Origin of the sequence: Gordonia oleivorans, from assembly GCF_040044975.1 — a bacterium.
Lineage (GTDB): Bacteria > Actinomycetota > Actinomycetes > Mycobacteriales > Mycobacteriaceae > Gordonia > Gordonia oleivorans.
On record NZ_JBDZDI010000026.1, the window covers coordinates 1 to 19,977 of the forward strand.

The window sequence follows — 19,977 nt, forward strand, 5'->3', positions numbered from 1 at the left end:
TCCCCGCCATGCTCGGCCAACATCCGCAACGCACGCGCCTTGACCTCCGGATCAATCTTCTTGGGCATACCGCTCATCCTTCCTGACTCAAAAGGAAGCGGCACGAAACCCGGGGGGATTCAGAGAAACAGCGCGGGTTCGCATCCGACGATGAGCAGCACACCACTGCGGCACTCGGATCCGAACCCGGCCGGCCCCGCCATGTGGTGGCGAAGTCGCTCGTCCGTCGGCACACTGGATCGCAGTAGATGCCTGTCACCGATGCCGGGCCGCGACAAGGGAGGCCCTCGATGGCTGGTCAGAACGGACCCTTCGGATTCGATCCCGAGGATTTCGACCGCTTCGCGCGGGAAGCCGGGGAAGGGCTGCGGCAGGTCTTCGGACGTGCGATGTCCGAACCCGGTGCGGCGAGTGTGTTCTCGACGTTCATGGAGGGATCGTCGGCGCGACGGTCCGCACCCCAGCCGAAGACCGCCGGCGAGGCCGGCGCCGGCGTGTGGGCCGTGTTCGTCGTCGACGAGCCGGGCGGTGCCCGAGTCGAGCAGGTGTTCTCCAGTGAGATCGACGCGCTGCGCGCCAATCAGCACAACACCGACCCCAAGCGCCGGGTCCGCTTCCTCCCGTACGGGATCGCCGTCAGTGCGCTGGAAGGATCCGCGCTGGATTCAAGCGACGGAGATGCCGACAACGGCGCCGATCGCGGCTGATATGCAGCGGCACTGGTGAACTCACTGCGCTGAGCGCAGCGCCTCGCGGCGCGCCTTCGCCTCGGCGAATCGTCGCTGGGCCACCGGTGTCTGCGGATTCAGCTGCGGTACCTCGATGGGGCGACCGTCGTCGCCCATCGCGACCATCGTGAAGTAGCAGCTGTTGGTATGACGGCGCTCCCCGGTCTGGATCGACTCGGTCTCCACCCGGATGCCGACCTCCATGGACGTGCGGCCGGTGAAATTGACCGACGCCGACAGGATCAGCAGTTCCCCGACGCGGATCGGTTCGCGGAAGATGACCCGATCCACCGACAGCGTGACGGCGTAGTGCCGCGAGTACCGACTGGCACAGGCGTAGGCGACCTGGTCGAGGAGTTTCAGCAGTGCTCCGCCGTGCACGTTCCCGGCGAAATTCGCCAGGTCCGGCGTCATCAGCAGCGACATCGACAACGTGCACCGGTCGGCTCCGGGCTGGACGGACGGGTCGACGTCAGGGCCCGCCGTCGTCGGCGTGCTGGGGGAGGACATGGGCAATCTTAGGCACAGACACCGGGGCCCTGCAGGACCATCGACTGCACCCGGACTCGCCGCCTGCGGCAGGATGATGCGGGTGCTCACACTCGCCGAGGCCGCGGTCAGTCCCGACCGCACCAGCGCCGTCACCTTGTTCTGGATCGCCCTGGCCGCGGTGATCGCTCCGCTGGTGGCACGCGCAACCCGCCGGTATGTGCCGGAGGTGGTCGTCCTTCTGGTGCTCGGCATGGTGGTGGGTCCGCACCTTCTCGATTTCGGCGACCCGGCGTCGGTCTCGGCGGTCAGTCAGTTGGGTCTGGGCATGCTGTTCCTGCTCGCCGGATTCGAGTTGGACCCGCACCTGTTGCGCGGCAAGCCGGGTGCGGTGGCGGGCGGTACCTGGCTGATCAGTCTGCTCATCGCGACCGCGGTGGTGGCCGTGCTCACCGGTATCGGCGACTTCTCCGCCCATGTCGCGATCGCCATCGCAATGACGTCGACGGCACTCGGGACTTTGCTGCCGATCATCAAGTCCGACGGTCTTCTCGATCAGCCGTTGGGGCGTGCGGTGATGTCGCACGGCGCCGTCGGCGAACTGGGCCCGATCATCGCCATGTCGTTGCTGTTGACCAGCCGTAGTGCAGGGTCGGCGGCGTTCGTGCTGGTGTTGTTCGCTGCGGCCGCGGTGGTCATCGCGGCCGTTCCGCGTCATGCGGCCCACATCCCGGCCCTGCGTGCGGCCGTCGAGGAGATGAACGGCGGCACCTTCCAGCTACCCGTGCGGGTGGTGGTGGCGCTGCTCGCGGCCCTGATGGCCGTGGCCGCGGTCTTTGATCTTGACGTGGTGCTGGGTGCCTTCGCGGCGGGAATCGTGTTGCGCCGCCTGCTGCCTCAAGGGACGACGGTCGTGGAACGGTTGGAGACCATCGGTTTCGGCATGCTGATCCCGGCCTTCTTCGTGACCTCGGGCATGAACATCGATCCCAGCGCGGTGATCTCGCAGCCGCTGGTGTGGCTTCTGCTGGTGCTGGGAATCGGGGTGGCGCGCGGGCTTCCGGTATGGATCGCCGAACGCACGATCACCCATGAGGCGAGTCTGCGGGTGGGCCGGGAACGCGTGCAGCTGGCGCTGTACGCCGCGACGGGATTGCCGATCATCGTCGCCGTCACGCAGGTGGCTGTTGCGGCGGAGCTGATGTCGTCGACACTGGCCTCCACCCTGGTGGCGGCCGGGGCCACGACCGTTCTGGTGTTTCCGCTGGTGGCGCGGCTGGTCACCCGCGCCGATGCGGTGGACCCGGCCGGACCCGGCGTCGTCGCCGATCGTTCGGGCGACGGCCGGCCCTGACGGGCTCCGATGCCCGGTGCTCGAGACCGCGCGCCGAGGCCACGACACGCGAAAAGGGGGCGACCCACCACGTGGATCGCCCCCTCGTCGTCACGCGTATGGCGCGGCGTCACTCATACAGGTCGTTGCCCTCAGAGGTACTGGCCGCAGACCGGCCAGGCGCCGGGGCCCTGGGTGGCCAGGGTGTTCTCCGCGACGCGGATCTGCTCCTCGCGCGAGGCGTTGGCCGGATTGCCGTAGCCGCCGTTGGCCTCCCACGTGGACTGCGTGAACTGCAGGCCGCCGTAGTAGCCGTTGCCCGTGCTGATGCCCCAGTCTCCGCCGCTCTCGCACTGTGCGACAGCATCCCAGTTGTGGCCGGTGTCGGCCGACGCGGTCGCGGTGGCGACTCCGAAAGGTGCCACGGCCAGGGCGCCGATGACTCCGGCGCGGACGGCGAGCTTCTTCATGGTGGTCGTCATCTTTCCTCCTCTCATCCACCCGGTATGGGGTGGGTGATTCTCGGACCGGTGGCGACCATACGGGCTCGGTAACGGCAAGGTCACGTCGGACATCGCGACCTGCGGCTTGTTGATCACGGTGAGATAACGCTGTGAACTCGCCGGGAAAGCCCTGCACATCGCGGCGTGTCGGTCGGCGGCCTCCGGGCGGGTGATCCGCCCTTAATGTGACCAAGGGCACGGCTAAAATGTGGTGCCCGTCACCGAGGCCGGTGGCGGCATATGACTCGTCGCTGCCCGCCCCGGGGCTGTCGCGACCGTGAGCGTGAACCGGGGCCCGGTGAGGCAGTCTGATTGGCGGGTACCACCGGACACCGCATCGGAATCCGGGGACCACAGCACCTCGAGGAGCATCGGCATGACGCAGACGGACACGGCATCGATCGAGACCATCGTGGACGGCCCACTGGGCATTCTCACGCTGGCCAACCCGCGTCGCCGCAACCCGCTGTCGACGGGCACGATGCGTGCGATCACCGCGGCCCTGCGAGCGTTCGCCGAGAATCCCGCGGTCCGCGTCGTCATCATCCGCGGCGACGGGCCCGCGTTCTCGGCCGGACACGACCTCGGTGAACTCGTCGAGCGCACCCTCGACGATGAGCGCGCCGTCTTCGACACCTGCGTGGAGATGATGACCGCCGTCCACGAACTCGACAAACCGGTGATCGCCGAGATCGCCGGTGCGGCCTTCGCCGCGGGATGTCAGCTGGTTGCGACGTGTGATCTCGCCATCGCCTCGTCGGCGGCGACCTTCTCGACCCCCGGCGTGCGCATCGGCCTGTTCTGCTCGACGCCGATGGTGGCGTTGACCCGCGCCGTCGGCCGGAAACGGGCGATGAAGATGCTGATGACCGGGGACCCCATCGACGCGCAGACCGCCGTCGACTGGGGTCTGGTCAACGATGTGGTCGCCCCCGAGAAGCTCGCCGAGACCGTGCGGGAACTCGCCCTGCGGATCGCCTCATCGAGTGCGTCCACCCTCGCCATCGGCAAGCGGGCGTTCTACCGGCAGATCGATGAGAGTGAGTCCCGCGCTTACGAACTCATGTCGGAGACGATGGCGACCAACGCGGTCACCTGCGACGCGCAGGAGGGGATGTCGGCGTTCCTGGGCAAGCGCACGCCGGTGTGGACCGACAGCTGAGGGCCGCCGGGGTGCGGCTCGGCCCACTGCACCGATCAGCCGTTCGGGCGGTCCGAGGCGTCATCTGCGGGCGGATCGGCCGGGGCGGCGGGCGAATCGCCGTCGCCGGGCCGGTCGGCGTCGGGTACCGACGCACCGACGGCATCGTCCGCCGGGGCGTCGGGCGTGCTCGCGTCATCATCGGCCGGCGTGGCGGGATCACCCCGCTTGGGTAGCGACGAGCTCAACAGCACGTCGGCCCAGCGGGTCGACGGGTCGATGTCGAGCAGCAGGGCCTTGCACATGATGGTCAGCGGTACCGCGAGGATCGCGCCGAGCGGCCCGAGCACCCACGCCCAGAACATCAGCGACACGAACGTCAGCGTCGTCGACAATCCGACCGCGTCGCCGACGAACTTCGGCTGGATCACCGACTGGATCACCATGTTGATCACGCTGTAGACCACGATCACCACGATCATCTGGGTCACGCCGCCATCGAGGAGCCCGAGCAGTGCCGGCGGGATCACACCGATGACGAACCCGATGTTGGGGATGTAGTTGGTGATGAACGACAGCAGACCCCACAGGATCGGCAGCGGAATGCCGATGATCGCGAGGGCGACACTGTCGAAGACCGCGACGATCAGACCGAACACCGTCGACACCCAGAGGTAGCTGCGGGTGGCCTGAGCAAAGGCGCTGAATGCGGCGGCGATATCCGGCCGTTCGGCGGTCAGGATCTCGATGCGGTCACCGAAGTTGACGGTGTCGGCAGCCATGAACAGCAGCAGGGCGAGGACCAGCACCAGCGTCGAGGCGACACCGGCTGTGGAGGACACGATGTCGCCGACCGCGCTGATGATCTTGCTGGAGTCCACGTTGTGGACCATGTCGTGCACTTTTTGCTGACTGACCCCGTGGGAGATGAGGAAGTTCTGAAACTGCTTGACGAGATCGTTGAACTTGTCGCTGTAGCTGGGGAGGATCGTCGCAAACCGGGCGATGGAGAAGGCCAGTGACGCGAAGAGCCCGATGATGATCGCGTAGACCGACAGCAGGGTGACGAGGAATGCCACCCACGCGGGTGCGCCCTTCCGACGGATCCAACTCGCGACCGGGGATACCGCGACCGTGAGCATCATCGCCAGGAAGATCGGCGCGACGAGACCCGAGATCGACCGGATGCCCGACACTGCCACCACCAGACCGGCCAGGGTGATCAGGATGATCGTCCCGCGCGGCATCGACCATGACGGGGCGTCCATCCGGACGGCCATCTCCGTGGGCTTCGACTTGTGGCCTCTGGCCATCGTTGGTGCCTCTCGTCCGGACCGGCGCGCCGCACACGGGAATCCGCGGCCGCACACAAGTGGTGTCGCAAACGGTGATGTTAGGCCAGTGATGCCGGATCCGGGAGGGTCGCCGCGGCGTGGCAGCCGACAATCATCCGGGAGGGATGAGTTCCGAATCGTGCTTACGCCCGCGGTGATCGCAAGGGTGGGCGCGCGAGTGCCGCGGGGGCAGACTGTCGTGGCTCGTGTCGCGGCGGCAGCGCCGGTTCTCGCGACACCGAATCTTCAGATGAAAGGAAGCACGTGAGCACCACTACCACTCGCGAGTACACCGACACCGACCTCGACGAGATTTTCGCCCCGGTGTTTGCCCGGATCGCGCGGGGGGCGGTGAGCCGCGAAGAGGACCGGCGACTGGCCCACGACGAGATCGGTTGGCTCAAGGAGGTCAAGTTCGGTGCACTGCGCGTGCCCGTCGAGTTCGGTGGGTACGGGGCGTCGGTGCGCTCGTTGTTCCGCCTCCTGATCGACCTGGCGACCGCGGAATCCAATCTGCCACAGGCCTTGCGGGTGCATTGGTCCTTCGTCGAGGATCAACTCCTCGCCACCGACGCGGCCGAGCGCGAGCAGTGGCTGCGGGCCGTCGCCGACGGCACACTGGTCGGCAACGCGATCACCGAACCCGGAGTCGGCGCGGTGGATCGCTACCGCACCACCGTCACCGACGTCGACGGCGGATACCGGCTCGACGGCACCAAGTACTACAGCACCGGCAGCCTCTACTCCGATCACATCCTGGTCGCCGCCGACCACAATGGCGAGCGTGTCTCGGTGCTGGTCGACGCCGACGCCGAGGGCGTCACCCAGCACGACGACTGGGATGGCTTCGGTCAGCGTCTGACCGCAAGCGGCACAACGGAATTCACGGATGTGCAGGTCCGTCCGGAACGGCTTCTCGGTGCCGGATACGGCGCACCCGGCCGCACCTACGCCACCTCGTACCTGCAGTTGGTGCAGTTGTCCGTGCTCGCCGGAATCGCCGCCCGCGCACTGGATGACACCGTCGAATGGGTACGTGCGCGCACCCGCACCTTCACCCACGGCTCGGCGGACCTGCCCCGTGAGGATCCGCTGGTCCAGCAGGTCATCGGCCGGCTGACCTCGGCCGCTTACACCTCCCGGACCCTCGTCCTCGACATCGCCGAGAAGCTCGATCTGCTCCTCGACGGCGGGGCAACCGACGAGGCGCTGCTCGACGAGCTCGAATTCGACGTGGCACGAGCGCAATACGCGGTCATCACCACCGTGCTCGACGCCACCACCCAGCTCTTCGAGGTCGGCGGCGCCTCCATCACCTCCGAACGGCTTCGCCTCGACCGGCACTGGCGCAACGCGCGGGTGATCTCGGCGCACAACCCGCTGATCTTCAAGCTGCGTGCCCTCGGCGATCACGAACTCAACGGCGCCGCACTGCCCTACGCGTGGAGCGCGGGAAGTCGGACGACCTCGTAGCCAACCGAAAGTGTCTGTTCAGCAGGAACATTGACTCAGCAGGGACACTGACTCATCCGGCCCGGGGCCGCCGACACACCGTCGGTGTCCCCGGGCCGGTCGTCATGCACCGGTGTCGAGATCGCCCCAGCGCACGTCGATGGCGCCGGCGGCCGCGCGTGCATGATCAGGTCCCAGCAGTGACGTCAGCACCTCGGTGACGACGTCGCGGATCAGATCCGATTCCTCGGGCAGGATGTCGTGGTAGCGGGCGACGAGTCCCAGCCGAATCCGCTCGACCCGGCCGTCGCTGCCCTCGGCGGTGATGCCGACCACCAGCCGACCCACGGTTCGCCGCACTCGCACGGCCATCACCTGGGTGAGCACACGGTCGGAGATCCACACGCCGGGGGAGTCGGTGAGCAGCGGACGCCCGGGGCGCCGAGCGCGGGGCAGGTGCGCGGTGATCGAGGCCACCAGGCGCGACGCATCGAAGTTCTGCCCGTCGGCGGGGTCGAGTTGTCGACCGGCATCGCGCAGCCAGACGTCTGTGTGGTCGTCGTCCATCCGAGAGGTCATGTCTACGCTCCTTCCGGTGCGCCGGTGTGGGTGCGATCGGGCCGCCACGGTTCCAGCCGGGTCGCCAGATACTTACGACTGCGTTGCAGGTGTCCCCGGACCGAGCCGGTCGAGATGTTCAGTACCCGCGCGATCTCGGAGAGGGACATGCCCTCGACCTCACGCAGCCACCACACCGCGCGGGAGGTCTGTGGCATCGACCGCAATTCGACACCGAGGGCGTCGACCAAGGTGTGCCGCAGTGCCTCATCCGACGGTAACGGTTCCGCCGCGGCGAGGTCGACGAAACGGGTGTCATCGGTCGGGATGTCGCGCTTCTTGCGGCGGTGATCGACGGTCTTGCGATGCGCGATGGAAAACATCCAGGTCTTGAACGTGGAACGAAATGCGAAGTCCGGCAGCCCTCGCCACGCATCGAGCAGGGTGTCCTGGGCGAGATCCTCGGCGACCTGAGGATCATTGACCATCCGGCGGAGGTAGCGCAGCAGTACCGGCAGCAGCCGGGTCACCAACTCGGTGAAGGCCTCGGTGTCACCGACTCCGGCGGCCGCCGCCAGCTCCTCGTCGGACAGGTCGGCCACGGCCAGCGGCGATCGCGGCGACTCATCGGTGGCAGGCACCCCCGGTGCGGCCGAGAGTGCCCTGTGATCAGGGTCACCCGAACTCACGCGTGCAGATTTCGGTTCCACTACGACTGACTCTATACCGGCACGCCGATACCGGGATCTCGCCGAGGATGGGACCCGCACACGGTCTTTCATCACGTGGAGTGCACCGATCGGCGTACCGGACGACCGCAGTGTCCACTGCGGGCCGGCCCATGGGGCAGCGGCCCGCGCCCGAGTACAGAGGAGTTCTCATGAGCGACGCAGCCCAGACCGACACCCGGACCACCACCGCAACGGGTCCCGACACCGACGCCGCCGGCAAGGGCCTCGCCTTGGCCCGCACCGACACGCCGGCAGGTGATCGAGGTAAGACGATGATCGCCGACGCCGTGGTCGCCAAGATCGCCGGCATCGCCACCCGCGAGATCGACGGTGTGCACGACGTCGGCGGCGCCGCCGAGCGTGTGGTCGGCAAGGTTCGCGGGGTGATCCCGGGTACCTCGGTCAGCACCACCCAGGGCATCGGCGTCGAGGTCGGCGAGCGGCAGGCCGCCGTGGACGTCTCCATCGTCGCCGAGTTCGGGGTCGCCATCCACGAACTCGCCGCCGCGATCCGACGCAACGTCATCAACGCCATCGAGTCGATGACCGGACTCGAGGTCACCGAGGTCAACGTCACCGTGCACGACATCCACTTCGGTGACGACGATGACGATCAGGCGTCGGACACCCCGCGGGTGCAGTGATGTCCGAGGGCGCCGACGCCGGGAACGGCACCGCCGAGGCGATCGAACGCGCCGTGTCGGTGATCGACGGGGTCAGCGGACTCCACGGCGGGGTGTTCGGTGAGATCGCGACCTACCTTCCCGGTGGCCGGGTGAACGGAGTGCGTCTGACAGATTCCGGTGGCGAAGTCCACGTGATCCTCGACATCGGCCACGACCTTCGTGCCGTCGCCGAACACGTCTCACAGGTGGCGAGCGAGATCGCCGGAAAGCCCATTGACGTCACCGTCGAGGATGTGAACTTCGCCCCGGGCGGCGAACCCGATTCCGCCGGGCGCCAACAACTCTCAGCACAGGATTGCACGACAGAGGTGAAAGACGATGGGTAACAACGCAACGACCGGACTGTTCGCGGGTCTGCTGCTCGCGCTGGCGGTGACCACCGGCGGATTCGGCGGGTTCGTTCTCGCGCTGGTCCTCGGGGCGATCGGGTTGGCGCTGGGTCTGCAACGCGACGGCACCATCGACCTCGGCGCACTGCTGCGCAGCCGGAACCGAGGCTGAGCATGGCCGCAACCGCAGCCGCACACGACACCGTCACCCGCGGCAGTGCCGGCAAAGACCCGCGCCGGGTGGGTACCGCCGCACCCGCCACCGCGGACGCCCGGGGTTCCTTGGTGATCGCCGACCGGGTCGGCACCAAGATCGCCGGCCGCGCCGCGCTCGAAGTGGACGGGGTGATCGCCTACAGCGGTGGGCTGGCATCACTTCTCGGGCCCGGCGGGATCGGAACCTCGTATCCATCTGCGCGCGTGGACATGTCGGAGACCGCACCCGTCGTGTCGGTGGCCGTCGCGCTGTCGTGGCCGTGCGCGGTCGCCGAGGTGTGCCGACACGTCCGTGCCCACGTGGCCGACGAACTGGCCCGGCTGACCGGGCTTCGACCCGGCCAAGTGAATGTGGCCGTCGCGGCACTGGTTCCGCCCACCACGGTCGATGAGCGCAAAGACGGCTATGTGGCCCTGCCGTCGGTCGTGCCGTCCGTCGGCGGCGACGGCGATACGGGCGACGGCGATACGGGCGACGGTGATACGGGCGGCGGCGATACGCACGAGACGCAGACGCGGGAGAGGACGGTCACGACATGAGCGCATCTGTCGATTCGACTTCACGAGCGCAGACCGACACCACCATGCGGGTCGCGGTGGACTCCGCGCCCGCGACGGAGACCGCCGACATCTCCGACATCGGCGAAGGCAAGGTGTTCGCGCCCGCGGCCTACCCCGGGGCGGCGATCGTCGGCTCGATCATCGGTCTGCTGCTGGTGGGTTTGGCTGCCGTCGGAATCCGCGATCACATCGTCAGATTCGGCTGGATCACCGGAAACCCCTGGTTGGGGGACGCCGCCACCTGGATCGCACACAGCACCTGGCAGGGCTGGATGTGGCCGGCCGCGATCGGCCTGGTGGTCGTCGGACTGGCGATGCTCTGGCTGGCCATCAAGCCGCGACGGAAATCCCATGTGTCACTGGGTGATCACCGGGTGATGTGGACCCGGCGTGGTGACGTTGCCCGGCGCGTCAGTGCATCGTTGCTCGCCGTCGCCGGGGTTGAACACGCGACCACCGTCGTGGGTCGACGTACCGCCAGGGTCACCGTGACCACCACCGGTGACGTCGACACCGCCGCGCTCATCGCACAGGGGCGCAGCGCGGTGGCCTCGTTGAAGCGTCCGCCGCGCATCAAGATCCGCAAGGTCGTTCGCACGACGGTCCCGCAGGAGACGGTCGCACAAGAGACGGTCCCGCAGGAAACGGTCGCACAGGAAACGGTCGCACAGGAGCAGGAGAAGACGCCATGAACAGAGGTCCGGTGATCGTGCACCGGCTGACGGTCGGGTTGTTCGGGCTGCTCTTCCTGGTCGCCGGCGGCGCAGCGCTGATCTGGCACACCGGGTGGGAACCCATCACAGGGTGGGTGGACCGGCTCAACCCGGCCTGGGCAACCAACCTGACGGCCGCATCGTGGTGGTGGGCAGTACTTCTCGGCATCGTCGTCGTGAGCCTGGGCTGGGGGTTGTGGTTGCTCGCGGTGGCGTCGCGGCCCGGCAAGGTCGACGACCTCGTCCTGGCCGGCAGTGGCGCCGACGGGATCATGACGGTGCCACCCAAGCTCATCGCCTCCGCCGTCGCGGACGAGTTGTCGGCGCACACCATGTTCGACGCCGCGTCGGTGAAGGCCGTGGATGACCGGGGTCGCAGCCTCATCCGGATCGAGGTCACCGCACCGTCGCGCTACTCCTACGAGGAGGTCGCCGCCGCCCTCGATCCAGCCGTCGAGCAGATCCGCCGGGCAGTCGACGGCGCCGACATCCACGTGCAGGCGCTGGTGCATCTGCAGAATCCGTCGTGATGGCACGCCTCACGACCACATGACGTCGCGACGGCATTCCCGCGGTCAGTCGTCCCGAGCACGCAGGGGACAGATCCGCCCGCCGTCGCGCAACGAATGACTCGTGCCGGGAATGGCCCGGTGCGTTCACGCGCCCCACTCCACATGGGGCCTCAACAAGGAGGGATACGCAATGGCCATCGAAGACAAGGTCTCCAACAAGGTCGAGGACGCCAAGGGCAAGGCCAAGGAGGTCGGCGGCGACGTCACCGGCGACGAGGACCTGAAGAACGAGGGCAAGGCCGATCAGGTCTCGGCCGCCGTCAAGGACGGCATCGAGGACGTCAAGGACGCCGTCGGAAACATCAAGGACAAGCTGACCGGCAACTGACACATCCGCGGGGCGAAGGTTCACGGCGCCCCGGTTGCCTGTCACGGGCGACGCGATGGATACACGGTGTTCATGGCGTCGCCCGTTCGCGCATCCGGCGGCGCACCTTCGTCTACGGTGATGCGGTGCAGCGGATGCAACCTTCCGACGCGCTGTGGTACTGGATGGCGACCCGGGTGCGCAGCGACCAGTTCCTGGTGTACGCCTTCACCTCACCGGCGGTGCAGAACGCGGACCTGGCCGGTGCGCTGCTGCGTCGCGCGCGGCTGATCGGCGATCTGAACATCCACGTCGTCGACGTCCCGGCGAATCTGGACCGGCCCTACTGGGCCACCAGATATGCCGTGGCCGAACAGATCCGACGACATCCGGGACCGATGCGATGGCAGGACTGCCTCGATCGGATCGCCGCGGAGATGGCCTCACCACTCGACGCGCGGGAGCATCCGTGGCTGCTGCACCTGTTCGAGGGCGTCGCACCACCTTCTGATCCGCCTCCGATCGGCCGCGACATCGACTCCGGCGGTGCGGATCTCGTGGTCGTGGTACTCCAGATCGTCCACGCGCTGGGCGATGGATCGCGCACGAGTGGCATTGCACGACAACTGTTTTCCGATGATCCGATACCGTCCGGCGGTGGGCCGGGGCGGGTGGGGCCGCGGTCGGCACTTGCGGCAGTGTCGGCCGGTGCCCGCGCCCTGGTACGACTTCCCGTCCAGACGATCCTCATGTTCGGTTGGGGCGCAGTGGCATTCGATCGTCACCGGCGCCTGGCCGCGACAAGATCGGCCGGTACCGGCCGCGGGGGTGTGGCGCCGTCGCGTATCAATGCCGTGCCGGGTGACGACAGGGTGTTGCGCACGATCACCGTCGACACCGGGCGACTGCGGTGCGGCGGCGCGCTCACCGTGACCATCGGTGCACTCCTGGTGATCTCGATGGCACTGCCCCGCTACCTCGGCGACGATCTCGAACGTTGCGTGGTGACCTTGCCGGTCGGACGCACCGGAGCCGAACGGTGCTCGCGCAACACCTTTCGCAACGCGAGCATCGATCTGCGCATCGACATCGCCGACCTCGGCGAGCGGTCGGAGGCCATCGCGGCCGCGATCGCCGCCGCCCGTCAACCCGAGTCCGGCGCCGCGCGCGCCTCGCGTCGGGCCGAACACCTCACCCCCGCGCCGCTGCGCATCCTCGGCGTGCGCAGCGCCCACCTGGGCTCCGTCCCGGCATGGATCGACGGACTCACCGTCGTCTCGTCGGTCGATCGCGGAGACGCCGACCTGACGATCGGCGCCACCGATCCCGGCGGTGCGGGGGGAGGACGTGGCGGTCGGTCGGTGTTCACCGCGGGATTCCCGGCCCTGTCATCGGTCCACGGCCTCAACCACGGAGTGCACGGACTCGGTGACACGGTGACGATCTCGGTGATCGCCGACCCGCGGATCTGTCCCGACGTCGATCGATACGTGGACCTGCTCCGCGCCGCCGTCGACGAGATGGACGCGGCGGTGCATCCGGCGGGATGACCGCCGGATGCACCGTCGAGGCGGGACCGGCTACGGCGAGATCTGTGGTTGGCCCGGGGTGTCGCGGCCGCCCCGCTGCGGCCCGGTGACGTCGCCGGTGCCCTTTGCCCCGCGGGTCAGGCGCTTGGGCAGCCGATCGGCGAGCCCACCGAGCGGCGCCACCGACTGATTCAGCAGGTCGACGGTCTCGGCGAGCTCGTGCACGGTGTCCTGCATCGCCAGCAGATTCGGTGCGAGTTCGCTGATGACCTCGGTCAGTTGGGTGATGAGGTCGAGGGGGCCGCCGGGTGCGATGGCGCGTTCGACGGCACCGTCCTCGCCGACGAGCTGATCGAGGAGGCCGCCGTCCTCGGCCATCCGATCGAGGATGCCGCCGGCGGCGGTGACCTTCTCCAGAACGCCGTCGGGTGCGGTCAGTTTGTCGACGATGCCGCCCTCGGAGGTGAGACGTTCGAGGATTCCCTCGTTCTCGGTGAACTGATCGACCACACCGCCGGTGCGGGTCAGACGGTCCAGCGGCCCGTCCTTGGCCGTCAGTCGGGTGAGGATGCCGCCGTCCTCGGTCATCTGATCGAGGATGCCGCCGGGTGCGGTGAGCTTGTCCAGCAGGCCGTGTTCGGCGGTGAGGCGGTCGACGACGCCGCCGGGCACCAGGAGACGTTCCAGCGGCCCACCCGGGGCGACGATCCGCCCGAACGGCCGGTCCGGACCCAGCAGGTCGGCGAGCTGTCCGAGCAGGGCCAGCGGCGCCCGGGTGCTGCCGAGTTCGTCACCGGAGATGCCGAGGGCGTGGTTGACCTCGCTCTGCACGCTCGAGGCGGTGATACGGGCGATGGTGATCGCGGATTCCGCGGCGGTCAATGTGACGCCGGTGACGGCGAAACCGATCTGGAAGGGGAACTCGACCAGCGCGCGCACATCGATCTGACCGCTACCCGTGTCGCGTCGGCCCGCATCCTTGCCCGTGGGTGAACCCATGAGCGCACTGTAGGCCATCGGAGGTGGCGATCGTCGTCGGCGTCACTCCATCGGTGGCGTCACTCCATCGGCGGCGTCGTTACGCGGTGGCGCCTACTTCTTGGCGGCTGCCTTCGCGGCCTTCTTGAACTCGCGCACCTTCAGCAGGGATTCCGGGTCGGTCACGTCGGCGACCGACCGAAAGCCCTTCTTGCCGTAGTCGCCGACGACCTTCGTCCACCCGGTGGGCGTGACCCCCAACTGCTTTGCCACCAGCGCGGTGAAGATCTTGGCCTTCTGCTCACCGAAGCCGGGCAGGGCACGCACCCGCGCCAGCAGATCGGCGCCGGTGGACGCCTCGGTCCAGATCCGTTCGGCGTCGCCGTCGTACTCCTCGACCACGACACGCGCCAGTTCCTGCACACGCCCGGCCATCGATCTGCCGTACCGGTGGATCGCCGGTGGGGTGGCGCACAGGTCGGCGAAGGCCTCGGGATCGGCGTCGGCGATCGCGGCGGGATCGAGGCTGCCGAAGCGGTCCCGGATCTTCGCCGGGCCGGCGAATGCGCGTTCCATCGGAAACTGTTGATCCAGAAGCATCCCGGTGAGCAGTGCGAACGGGTCGGTGGACAGCAACTCGTCGGCGGCCGGGTCCTGGGCAATCTGCAGTTTCGCCATGCCCCGAGGGTAGTGCCCCTACACTGAGCGCCATGCTGCGTGGGTCCGGACGTAGGCGCTCGGCGGGGAGCGGGTCGAGGTTGTCGATACGACGAGGTGGGGTCGTCATGCGTCGCGTCGGTTCGATCGCGGTGGCGATGACGATGGCGACCGCGGCGCTCATCGGTACGTCCGCGACGGCCGGTGCGGCCCCGAGTTCGCCGTCCAACTACGTCACCACCATTCGCTGCGACAGTGCCAATCCGTGGCCGGCGCCGCGGATTCCGGTGTGGGTGGATGTCTACAACCAGATCGCCTTCCCGTCCGACGGGCTGCCGGGACCGGCCATCGCCCTGGTCGGTTCGTCGCGGAGCAAACCCGGCGTACTCGAGTTCACCGTCGAGGTGACGGTCAACTGGCGCAACAACGCGACCGGTCGCACCGGGACGGTGCGCGTGCCGAGCCGCGCGCAGACGGTGAGCTGGGAGGTGGTGCTGCACCCCGGTCGTGGTCCGGTCTCGTTCACCATCCATCAGAAGATCGGTGCCCTGGCGTTCGTACCGATGGTCAACGCGCAATCCTCGACCTGTGGTGGCCGGGCCTCGGCCTGAGTGCCGGCACCCGTCTCGGGGGCTGTTTCCCCGGGTAACCATCGGACATCGAATGGCGGGTCTCCGGGTGAAATCCCGCGGAATGCACCACTTGGCCGAGTAGCGTAAGCCGCAGTCGTCCGATCGATTCCAACCGACGGACCCGGACAGATGGGTTCTCCATGTCTGAAGCGCATCATGCGGAGATCGCAGAACAACACACGGCCAAGGTGATCGGGGTGTCCATCGCCGCGGCGGTCGGTGGATTCCTCTTCGGTTTCGACAGTTCGGTCATCAACGGCGCGGTCAGCTCCATCCAGGACACCTTCGAATTGAGCTTCCTCGTCAACGGATTCGCCGTCGCGATCGCTCTGCTCGGATGTGCGGTGGGCGCGTGGTTCGCCGGCCGGCTCGCCGACGTTTGGGGTCGCAAACGGGTGATGCTGCTCGGGTCCATCCTGTTCGTCATCTCGGCGATCGGAACCGCCTACACCCAGACCCTGTGGGATCTGCTGCTCTGGCGCGTCCTCGGCGGTCTCGGTATCGGTATCGCGTCGGTCATCGCGCCCGCTTACATCGCCGAGATCGCACCCGCCCGTTACCGCGGTGCACTCGCGTCGATGCAGCAGCTGGCGATCACCCTCGGAATCTTCGCGGCGTTGCTCTCGGACACGTTGCTGCAGAACACTGCCGGTGGTCCCGAGCAGGAATTGTGGTGGGGCCTGGAGGCCTGGAGGTGGATGTTCCTCGTCGGCGTCGTCCCGGCGGTGATCTACGGTCTGCTCGCCCTGTCGATCCCGGAGTCGCCGCGATATCTGGTGGGCCGCAACCGAGATGAGGAGGCCGCCCGCATCCTGCAGGAGGTGACCGGTGAGCCGAATCCGCTCGATCGGGTCAAGGAGATCCGGCTGACGGTCAAACGGGAGAAGGCCAGTTCGCTCTCGGATATCCGCGGACCGTCCTTCGGACTGCATCCGCTGGTGTGGGTGGGTATCTGGCTGGCGATCTTCCAGCAATTCGTCGGCATCAACGCGATCTTCTACTACTCCACGACGCTGTGGGAGTCGGTCGGATTCTCCACCGATGACGCGTTCACGACGTCGGTGATCACCTCGGCGATCAACGTCGGTATGACATTCGTGGCGATCCTGTTCGTCGACCGGATCGGGCGCCGGGTGCTGCTGCTGTGGGGCTCGGTCGGCATGTTCATCGGTCTGGTCATGGCGTGTGTGGCGTTCACCCAGGCCACCACCATGGTGGTCGACGGTGAACCGAAGACCTCGCTCGCCGACCCCTGGGGCACCATCGCCCTCATCGGTGCAAACCTGTTCGTCATCGCCTTCGCCGCCACCTGGGGGCCGGTCATGTGGGTGATGCTCGGCGAGATGTTCCCCAACCGCATTCGCGGTGTCGCACTGGGTGTCTGCACCGCGTTCAACTGGATCGCCAACTTCATCATCTCGATGCTGTTCCCGCAGATGAGCAAGGTGGTCGGACTCGGCTGGATCTACGGATTCTTCGCGTTCTGTGCGGCGGCGTCGTACTTCTTCGTCAAGTTCAAGGTGAGTGAGACCAAGGGGATGGAACTCGAGGACATGGATGCGGTCGCCGAGTCCCAACTGTCGGCCCGCGCGAGCAAGGCCGCGTCGAAGGCCAAGTGATCACCTCGGTGATCGTCAGTCCGCAAGGCCGTCGATGAGCAGGGCCTGCGCCGCGAAGTAGCTTGCCAGCACCCAGATCTCGGACAGTCGGCGCAGGCCCGGGTCGCCGATCAGGTGGCGCCGGTTGAGGATCGTCAGATCTGATGCGAGGAACAGCAACCCGCCCACCCGTAGCGCGGGCTGATTCGTCGGTGCGTCGGCGGCCAGAGCCGACATAGTGGCGAGGGTGTTGCCGTAGGGGAGGAGCACCGCGAGCAGTCGAGGCCGATGCGCGGCGATCACGGCGGCGGACTCACCGAGGACCGCCACCCGTGGGAGCAGGGTGTGTGCACGGGGTCGAACGCCCCGCCGCCAGAGCAGCGCACAGTAGGACAATTGCGCACCCGCGAACAGGGTGGCGCCGCATGCGAGCCGAGAGTCCTTGACTGTCAACGGATGCCCCACTGTGAGCCGACGCTCACCGTCGGCCGGCGACGGTGGGGTGAACTCCTCGAGGAGCATCGCCCGATCGCCGGCCGCAGAGAACGCCACCGCCGCGGTGAGCAGGACGTTGTCGATCCCCGGCCGGTTCCGCCACCCGCGGATGACCTCACCGGCCAACAGCGCCAACGGAATCGGCTTGGTGACGGCGGCGGTGCGTCGCGGGCCGACGGCGCCGACGACGGAGGCGAGCGCGGCGGCGGCGACGTAGGTCCGCGAGATCACCGGGTCACACGTGCGACAAAGGCGCGGACGTCGTTGTCCGACATGGTCTCCGCCTGTGACCCGATGGGCGTGAGATAGGTCCGGCCGTCGACGAGGCGGTCGGCGCGGGCGTCGGTGATGTACTTCAGCGTCAACGGCACGATCACCGCGGAGTCCTGCAGGGTCTGCGACATCAGCACCGGGCGGGTGAATCCGCGGGTCGGCAGGGTGGATGCGCTCGTCAGCAGCGTGGTGAGGTCGGTGTTGCCGGCGAGTGGTTTGCTGAACAACGAGCCGAGGTCGAGTCCGGTGGCCGCGCGGGTGAGGTCTCCGACGCAGAGGTCTTTGGCCTTGGCGACCCACGTCCGTCCGGTGTCGGTGAGATAGGCGCTCAGGCCGACCTCGGGGTGGGCCTCACCGATCGCGGCCAGGGTGTACAGCGCGTCGGCCACCCACACCGGGGGTGCGGTGACCGTGGTGGTGGGCCCGAGTTTGCCGATCACGGAGGCGAATTCGGCCGGGATGGAGGTGGCCGCGGAGCCACGGTAGTCCAGACCCGCACTGCGGGCACCGGATACACCGCGCGCCAACACGACCGCCGCGGACGCGCCCTGACCCTCGCCGACCACCGCCCACTTCTTGGACAGTTGGTCGGAGATGTCGTGGCCGGCCGCCACCGCGTCGACGATGTTGCGTGCGGTGGCCTGGAGATCGAAATACTGTGGGGTGCCACTGGTTCCGAGCCCCGCGTAGTCGGTGCCGACCACCGCGTAGCCGCGGCCGAGCCAGGTGCGCAGTTGGTCGAGATCGGCGTCGGTCGGGTGCACCGACGGTGCACAGTCGTCGGCGATGCCGCGGGAGCCGTGTGCCAACGCCACGACCGGATAGCCGCCGCGCGGTGCCGGCCGGGTGGGGAGGTAGAGCGACCCGGTCGACAGATGTGGCTGATCGTCGGCGCCCACGCTCCAGTAGGTGAACTGATGGCCGCTGCCGGCGCCCGCGTACAGGCGTGAGCCCGGGATCTGTCGGTTGGCGTAGACGGTCCCGGGTGCACCGCCGCCGGCACTTGCCGCCGCCGCCGTTCCCGTTCCCGTTGACGTCGTCGGCGCGGAGGTCGTGGTGTCGACCGGCGACGCCGAATCGACGGTGGCCTCGGGATCGGCCTGGGCCAGCCCGATGACCGATCCGGTGACTGCGGTCGCCACGGCGATCGCGGTGGCGACGGCCGCGGTGGCGGTCCGGGTTCTGCGTGCGACCCAGCGGGGTCTGCGTCGGATGGTGATCATGCGGTCACGACGCCGACGGCGGGCAGGAAGTAGCAGGTGGTGGTGCCGTTCTGGGCGGTTCCGTAGACCGCCGAGAGGATGGTGCCGTTGCCGGTGGTCACCGGTGCCAGACGCACGGCGCCGAGTTGGCCGAAGATCTTCGACAGCATGGCGTTGTTCTCGCCGCCGAGGGGTTCGAGGTCGGCGAACCCGCCCTGCAGGGTGCTGGTGTTGAACCACGCCACCTGGATCTTGCCGCCGGTGGTCGCGGTGGCCGGCACGAACGCATAGGCGGTCTGACCGTCCTGGACGAGGTTGAACGGTTTCAGGGCGGGAAGGTTCGGGAAGAACTGCTGGAGCAGTGTGTTGAGGGCGGTGGTCGGTTCGGTTTTCATCGGCCACGGCCCGGCCACCGCACCGGCGCCCGCGGTGACGAGGCCGAGCGGATTGTCGGCGGTGGGGGCAGCGCAGAACGGTGCCACCGATGGCGTGAAGGATTGAATTCCCAAGGTGCGCAGCACCGACAGCGGATCGGTGGAGGCCGCGACGTCGGTGCTCGCCGCAACGGCGGTTCCGCCGCCGCTCAGGCCATCGAGCGGCAACTGTCCGAGCAATGCGGTGATCTGATCCGGGGAGATCTGGCCCACGCTGTTCTTGATGGTCTCGGCGGCCTTGAGGGCGATCTGATCGGCGCCGGCATCCTTCAGTGTGCGCACGGCCTGGGCCAGTGCGCTGTCGAGGGGCACGGCGCCGAGTTCCATCTCGTCGGGCAGCAGACCGTTCGGAGTCGAGGGTGTCGCCGTCGAGGGGGCGGCCGGGGACGCCGGTGCTGTCGGCGTGGTGGCCGGGGCGGCATGCGCGAGCCCTGCGCCGCCGGTTGCGACGGTGACCGCGACGGCGAGGCCGGTGACGGTGGTCATCAGGCGGCGGGGTCGGGTACGGATGACGCTGCTCATGGTT

General features: G+C 68.0%; 24 protein-coding genes. 14 read left to right on the top strand and 10 right to left on the bottom strand.

The genetic code is table 11. The annotated features are described in order from the left end of the window. Window positions 1-290 precede the first annotated feature (290 nt). Window positions 291-707 (top strand): Rv0313 family protein, encoded by a 417-nt coding sequence (locus ABLE92_RS23370; RefSeq protein WP_348807195.1) that lies wholly within the window; start codon window positions 291-293, stop codon window positions 705-707. Window positions 708-728: 21 nt separating this feature from the next. Here the strand turns inward: ABLE92_RS23370 and ABLE92_RS23375 are convergent, their stop codons facing one another. After that, entirely contained in the window at window positions 729-1,154 is a 426-nt protein-coding gene (locus ABLE92_RS23375) for an acyl-CoA thioesterase (protein ID WP_348807256.1), read from the bottom strand. Between the two features lie 166 nt (window positions 1,155-1,320). Here ABLE92_RS23375 and ABLE92_RS23380 point away from each other — a divergent pair, with 166 nt between their 5' ends. After that, complete coding sequence (locus tag ABLE92_RS23380) at window positions 1,321-2,571, top strand: cation:proton antiporter (RefSeq protein WP_348807196.1); 1,251 nt, start codon at window positions 1,321-1,323, stop codon at window positions 2,569-2,571. Between the two features lie 131 nt (window positions 2,572-2,702). Here the strand turns inward: ABLE92_RS23380 and ABLE92_RS23385 are convergent, their stop codons facing one another. After that, entirely contained in the window at window positions 2,703-3,032 is a 330-nt protein-coding gene (locus ABLE92_RS23385) for a transglycosylase family protein (protein WP_348807197.1), read from the bottom strand. Window positions 3,033-3,429: 397 nt separating this feature from the next. Here ABLE92_RS23385 and ABLE92_RS23390 point away from each other — a divergent pair, with 397 nt between their 5' ends. Then, window positions 3,430-4,215 (top strand): enoyl-CoA hydratase, encoded by a 786-nt coding sequence (locus ABLE92_RS23390; RefSeq protein ID WP_348807198.1) that lies wholly within the window; start codon window positions 3,430-3,432, stop codon window positions 4,213-4,215. Between the two features lie 35 nt (window positions 4,216-4,250). Here the strand turns inward: ABLE92_RS23390 and ABLE92_RS23395 are convergent, their stop codons facing one another. Next, on the bottom strand, window positions 4,251-5,441 hold the full coding sequence (locus tag ABLE92_RS23395; protein WP_425476205.1) for an AI-2E family transporter: 1,191 nt from the start codon (window positions 5,439-5,441) through the stop codon (window positions 4,251-4,253). A gap of 351 nt (window positions 5,442-5,792) precedes the next feature. On the opposite strand from ABLE92_RS23395, the gene ABLE92_RS23400 reads away from it, so the two are divergent. Then, window positions 5,793-7,001, top strand: coding sequence for an acyl-CoA dehydrogenase family protein (locus ABLE92_RS23400; protein WP_348807200.1), 1,209 nt, complete (start codon window positions 5,793-5,795; stop codon window positions 6,999-7,001). 102 nt (window positions 7,002-7,103) lie between these two features. On the opposite strand, the gene ABLE92_RS23405 is transcribed toward ABLE92_RS23400, so the two are convergent. After that, the gene (locus ABLE92_RS23405) at window positions 7,104-7,559 is read right to left on the bottom strand and encodes a hypothetical protein (RefSeq protein WP_348807201.1); all 456 of its coding nucleotides are present in this window, start codon (window positions 7,557-7,559) and stop codon (window positions 7,104-7,106) included. Between the two features lie 2 nt (window positions 7,560-7,561). Continuing rightward, complete coding sequence (locus ABLE92_RS23410; protein WP_348807202.1) at window positions 7,562-8,179, bottom strand: RNA polymerase sigma factor; 618 nt, start codon at window positions 8,177-8,179, stop codon at window positions 7,562-7,564. 239 nt (window positions 8,180-8,418) lie between these two features. On the opposite strand from ABLE92_RS23410, the gene ABLE92_RS23415 reads away from it, so the two are divergent. The 8 genes from ABLE92_RS23415 (at window position 8,419) to ABLE92_RS23450 (ending at window position 13,203) form a co-directional block, all read left to right on the top strand. Next, window positions 8,419-8,913 carry an Asp23/Gls24 family envelope stress response protein gene (locus tag ABLE92_RS23415; RefSeq protein ID WP_348807203.1) on the top strand — a complete coding sequence of 165 codons (495 nt, stop codon included), beginning with the start codon at window positions 8,419-8,421 and terminating at the stop codon, window positions 8,911-8,913. Further along, the gene (locus tag ABLE92_RS23420; RefSeq protein WP_348807204.1) at window positions 8,913-9,281 is read left to right on the top strand and encodes a hypothetical protein; all 369 of its coding nucleotides are present in this window, start codon (window positions 8,913-8,915) and stop codon (window positions 9,279-9,281) included. The genes ABLE92_RS23415 and ABLE92_RS23420 overlap by 1 nt, the downstream gene beginning before the upstream one ends. Then, complete coding sequence (locus ABLE92_RS23425) at window positions 9,274-9,456, top strand: DUF2273 domain-containing protein (RefSeq protein ID WP_348807205.1); 183 nt, start codon at window positions 9,274-9,276, stop codon at window positions 9,454-9,456. The genes ABLE92_RS23420 and ABLE92_RS23425 overlap by 8 nt, the downstream gene beginning before the upstream one ends. Before the next feature lie 2 nt (window positions 9,457-9,458). Continuing rightward, window positions 9,459-10,040: an Asp23/Gls24 family envelope stress response protein gene (locus ABLE92_RS23430; protein WP_348807206.1), complete on the top strand. Its 582-nt coding sequence runs from the start codon at window positions 9,459-9,461 to the stop codon at window positions 10,038-10,040. After that, window positions 10,037-10,753, top strand: a complete 717-nt coding sequence (locus ABLE92_RS23435; RefSeq protein WP_348807207.1) for a hypothetical protein — start codon at window positions 10,037-10,039, stop codon at window positions 10,751-10,753. Before ABLE92_RS23430 ends, ABLE92_RS23435 begins: the two co-directional genes overlap by 4 nt. Next, window positions 10,750-11,304 (top strand): Asp23/Gls24 family envelope stress response protein, encoded by a 555-nt coding sequence (locus ABLE92_RS23440; protein ID WP_348807208.1) that lies wholly within the window; start codon window positions 10,750-10,752, stop codon window positions 11,302-11,304. The genes ABLE92_RS23435 and ABLE92_RS23440 overlap by 4 nt, the downstream gene beginning before the upstream one ends. A 172-nt stretch (window positions 11,305-11,476) precedes the next feature. Next, window positions 11,477-11,674: a CsbD family protein gene (locus ABLE92_RS23445; protein ID WP_348807209.1), complete on the top strand. Its 198-nt coding sequence runs from the start codon at window positions 11,477-11,479 to the stop codon at window positions 11,672-11,674. Between the two features lie 134 nt (window positions 11,675-11,808). Further along, window positions 11,809-13,203 (top strand): condensation/DUF1298 domains-containing protein, encoded by a 1,395-nt coding sequence (locus ABLE92_RS23450; protein ID WP_348807210.1) that lies wholly within the window; start codon window positions 11,809-11,811, stop codon window positions 13,201-13,203. 30 nt (window positions 13,204-13,233) lie between these two features. Here the strand turns inward: ABLE92_RS23450 and ABLE92_RS23455 are convergent, their stop codons facing one another. Further along, window positions 13,234-14,181, bottom strand: a complete 948-nt coding sequence (locus tag ABLE92_RS23455) for a hypothetical protein (RefSeq protein WP_348807211.1) — start codon at window positions 14,179-14,181, stop codon at window positions 13,234-13,236. A 93-nt stretch (window positions 14,182-14,274) separates the two neighbouring features. Further along, on the bottom strand, window positions 14,275-14,838 hold the full coding sequence (locus tag ABLE92_RS23460) for an HhH-GPD-type base excision DNA repair protein (RefSeq protein ID WP_348807212.1): 564 nt from the start codon (window positions 14,836-14,838) through the stop codon (window positions 14,275-14,277). Window positions 14,839-14,981: 143 nt separating this feature from the next. On the opposite strand from ABLE92_RS23460, the gene ABLE92_RS23465 reads away from it, so the two are divergent. Together ABLE92_RS23465 and ABLE92_RS23470 are read left to right on the top strand one after the other, a co-directional pair. Next, on the top strand, window positions 14,982-15,428 hold the full coding sequence (locus ABLE92_RS23465) for a hypothetical protein (protein WP_425476206.1): 447 nt from the start codon (window positions 14,982-14,984) through the stop codon (window positions 15,426-15,428). Window positions 15,429-15,589: 161 nt separating this feature from the next. Then, window positions 15,590-17,068, top strand: a complete 1,479-nt coding sequence (locus ABLE92_RS23470; RefSeq protein ID WP_348807214.1) for a sugar porter family MFS transporter — start codon at window positions 15,590-15,592, stop codon at window positions 17,066-17,068. 15 nt (window positions 17,069-17,083) lie between these two features. Here the strand turns inward: ABLE92_RS23470 and ABLE92_RS23475 are convergent, their stop codons facing one another. From ABLE92_RS23475 to ABLE92_RS23485, 3 genes are read right to left on the bottom strand one after another with little or no spacing between them, the layout of a single operon-like run. Further along, window positions 17,084-17,773: a lysoplasmalogenase family protein gene (locus ABLE92_RS23475; RefSeq protein ID WP_348807215.1), complete on the bottom strand. Its 690-nt coding sequence runs from the start codon at window positions 17,771-17,773 to the stop codon at window positions 17,084-17,086. Further along, window positions 17,770-19,038: an alpha/beta hydrolase family protein gene (locus ABLE92_RS23480; RefSeq protein ID WP_348807216.1), complete on the bottom strand. Its 1,269-nt coding sequence runs from the start codon at window positions 19,036-19,038 to the stop codon at window positions 17,770-17,772. The genes ABLE92_RS23475 and ABLE92_RS23480 overlap by 4 nt, the downstream gene beginning before the upstream one ends. After that, window positions 19,035-19,973 carry a hypothetical protein gene (locus ABLE92_RS23485; protein ID WP_348807217.1) on the bottom strand — a complete coding sequence of 313 codons (939 nt, stop codon included), beginning with the start codon at window positions 19,971-19,973 and terminating at the stop codon, window positions 19,035-19,037. Before ABLE92_RS23485 ends, ABLE92_RS23480 begins: the two co-directional genes overlap by 4 nt. Window positions 19,974-19,977 lie beyond the last annotated feature (4 nt).

Bases quoted from the DNA above. Each gene is read 5' to 3' on its own strand.
- ABLE92_RS23375 (WP_348807256.1), bottom strand. From the start codon at position 1,154: ATGTCGCTGCTGATGACGCCGGACCTGGCGAATTTCGCCGGGAACGTG.
- ABLE92_RS23370 (WP_348807195.1), top strand. From the start codon at position 291: ATGGCTGGTCAGAACGGACCCTTCGGATTCGATCCCGAGGATTTCGAC.
- ABLE92_RS23465 (WP_425476206.1), top strand. From the start codon at position 14,982: ATGGCGACCGCGGCGCTCATCGGTACGTCCGCGACGGCCGGTGCGGCC.
- ABLE92_RS23445 (WP_348807209.1), top strand. From the start codon at position 11,477: ATGGCCATCGAAGACAAGGTCTCCAACAAGGTCGAGGACGCCAAGGGC.
- ABLE92_RS23385 (WP_348807197.1), bottom strand. From the start codon at position 3,032: ATGACGACCACCATGAAGAAGCTCGCCGTCCGCGCCGGAGTCATCGGC.
- ABLE92_RS23485 (WP_348807217.1), bottom strand. From the start codon at position 19,973: ATGAGCAGCGTCATCCGTACCCGACCCCGCCGCCTGATGACCACCGTC.
- ABLE92_RS23390 (WP_348807198.1), top strand. From the start codon at position 3,430: ATGACGCAGACGGACACGGCATCGATCGAGACCATCGTGGACGGCCCA.
- ABLE92_RS23455 (WP_348807211.1), bottom strand. From the start codon at position 14,181: ATGGGTTCACCCACGGGCAAGGATGCGGGCCGACGCGACACGGGTAGC.
- ABLE92_RS23450 (WP_348807210.1), top strand. From the start codon at position 11,809: ATGCAACCTTCCGACGCGCTGTGGTACTGGATGGCGACCCGGGTGCGC.
- ABLE92_RS23395 (WP_425476205.1), bottom strand. From the start codon at position 5,441: ATGCCGCGCGGGACGATCATCCTGATCACCCTGGCCGGTCTGGTGGTG.
- ABLE92_RS23460 (WP_348807212.1), bottom strand. From the start codon at position 14,838: ATGGCGAAACTGCAGATTGCCCAGGACCCGGCCGCCGACGAGTTGCTG.
- ABLE92_RS23430 (WP_348807206.1), top strand. From the start codon at position 9,459: ATGGCCGCAACCGCAGCCGCACACGACACCGTCACCCGCGGCAGTGCC.
- ABLE92_RS23440 (WP_348807208.1), top strand. From the start codon at position 10,750: ATGAACAGAGGTCCGGTGATCGTGCACCGGCTGACGGTCGGGTTGTTC.
- ABLE92_RS23405 (WP_348807201.1), bottom strand. From the start codon at position 7,559: ATGACCTCTCGGATGGACGACGACCACACAGACGTCTGGCTGCGCGAT.
- ABLE92_RS23435 (WP_348807207.1), top strand. From the start codon at position 10,037: ATGAGCGCATCTGTCGATTCGACTTCACGAGCGCAGACCGACACCACC.
- ABLE92_RS23420 (WP_348807204.1), top strand. From the start codon at position 8,913: ATGTCCGAGGGCGCCGACGCCGGGAACGGCACCGCCGAGGCGATCGAA.
- ABLE92_RS23470 (WP_348807214.1), top strand. From the start codon at position 15,590: ATGTCTGAAGCGCATCATGCGGAGATCGCAGAACAACACACGGCCAAG.
- ABLE92_RS23480 (WP_348807216.1), bottom strand. From the start codon at position 19,038: ATGATCACCATCCGACGCAGACCCCGCTGGGTCGCACGCAGAACCCGG.
- ABLE92_RS23425 (WP_348807205.1), top strand. From the start codon at position 9,274: ATGGGTAACAACGCAACGACCGGACTGTTCGCGGGTCTGCTGCTCGCG.
- ABLE92_RS23415 (WP_348807203.1), top strand. From the start codon at position 8,419: ATGAGCGACGCAGCCCAGACCGACACCCGGACCACCACCGCAACGGGT.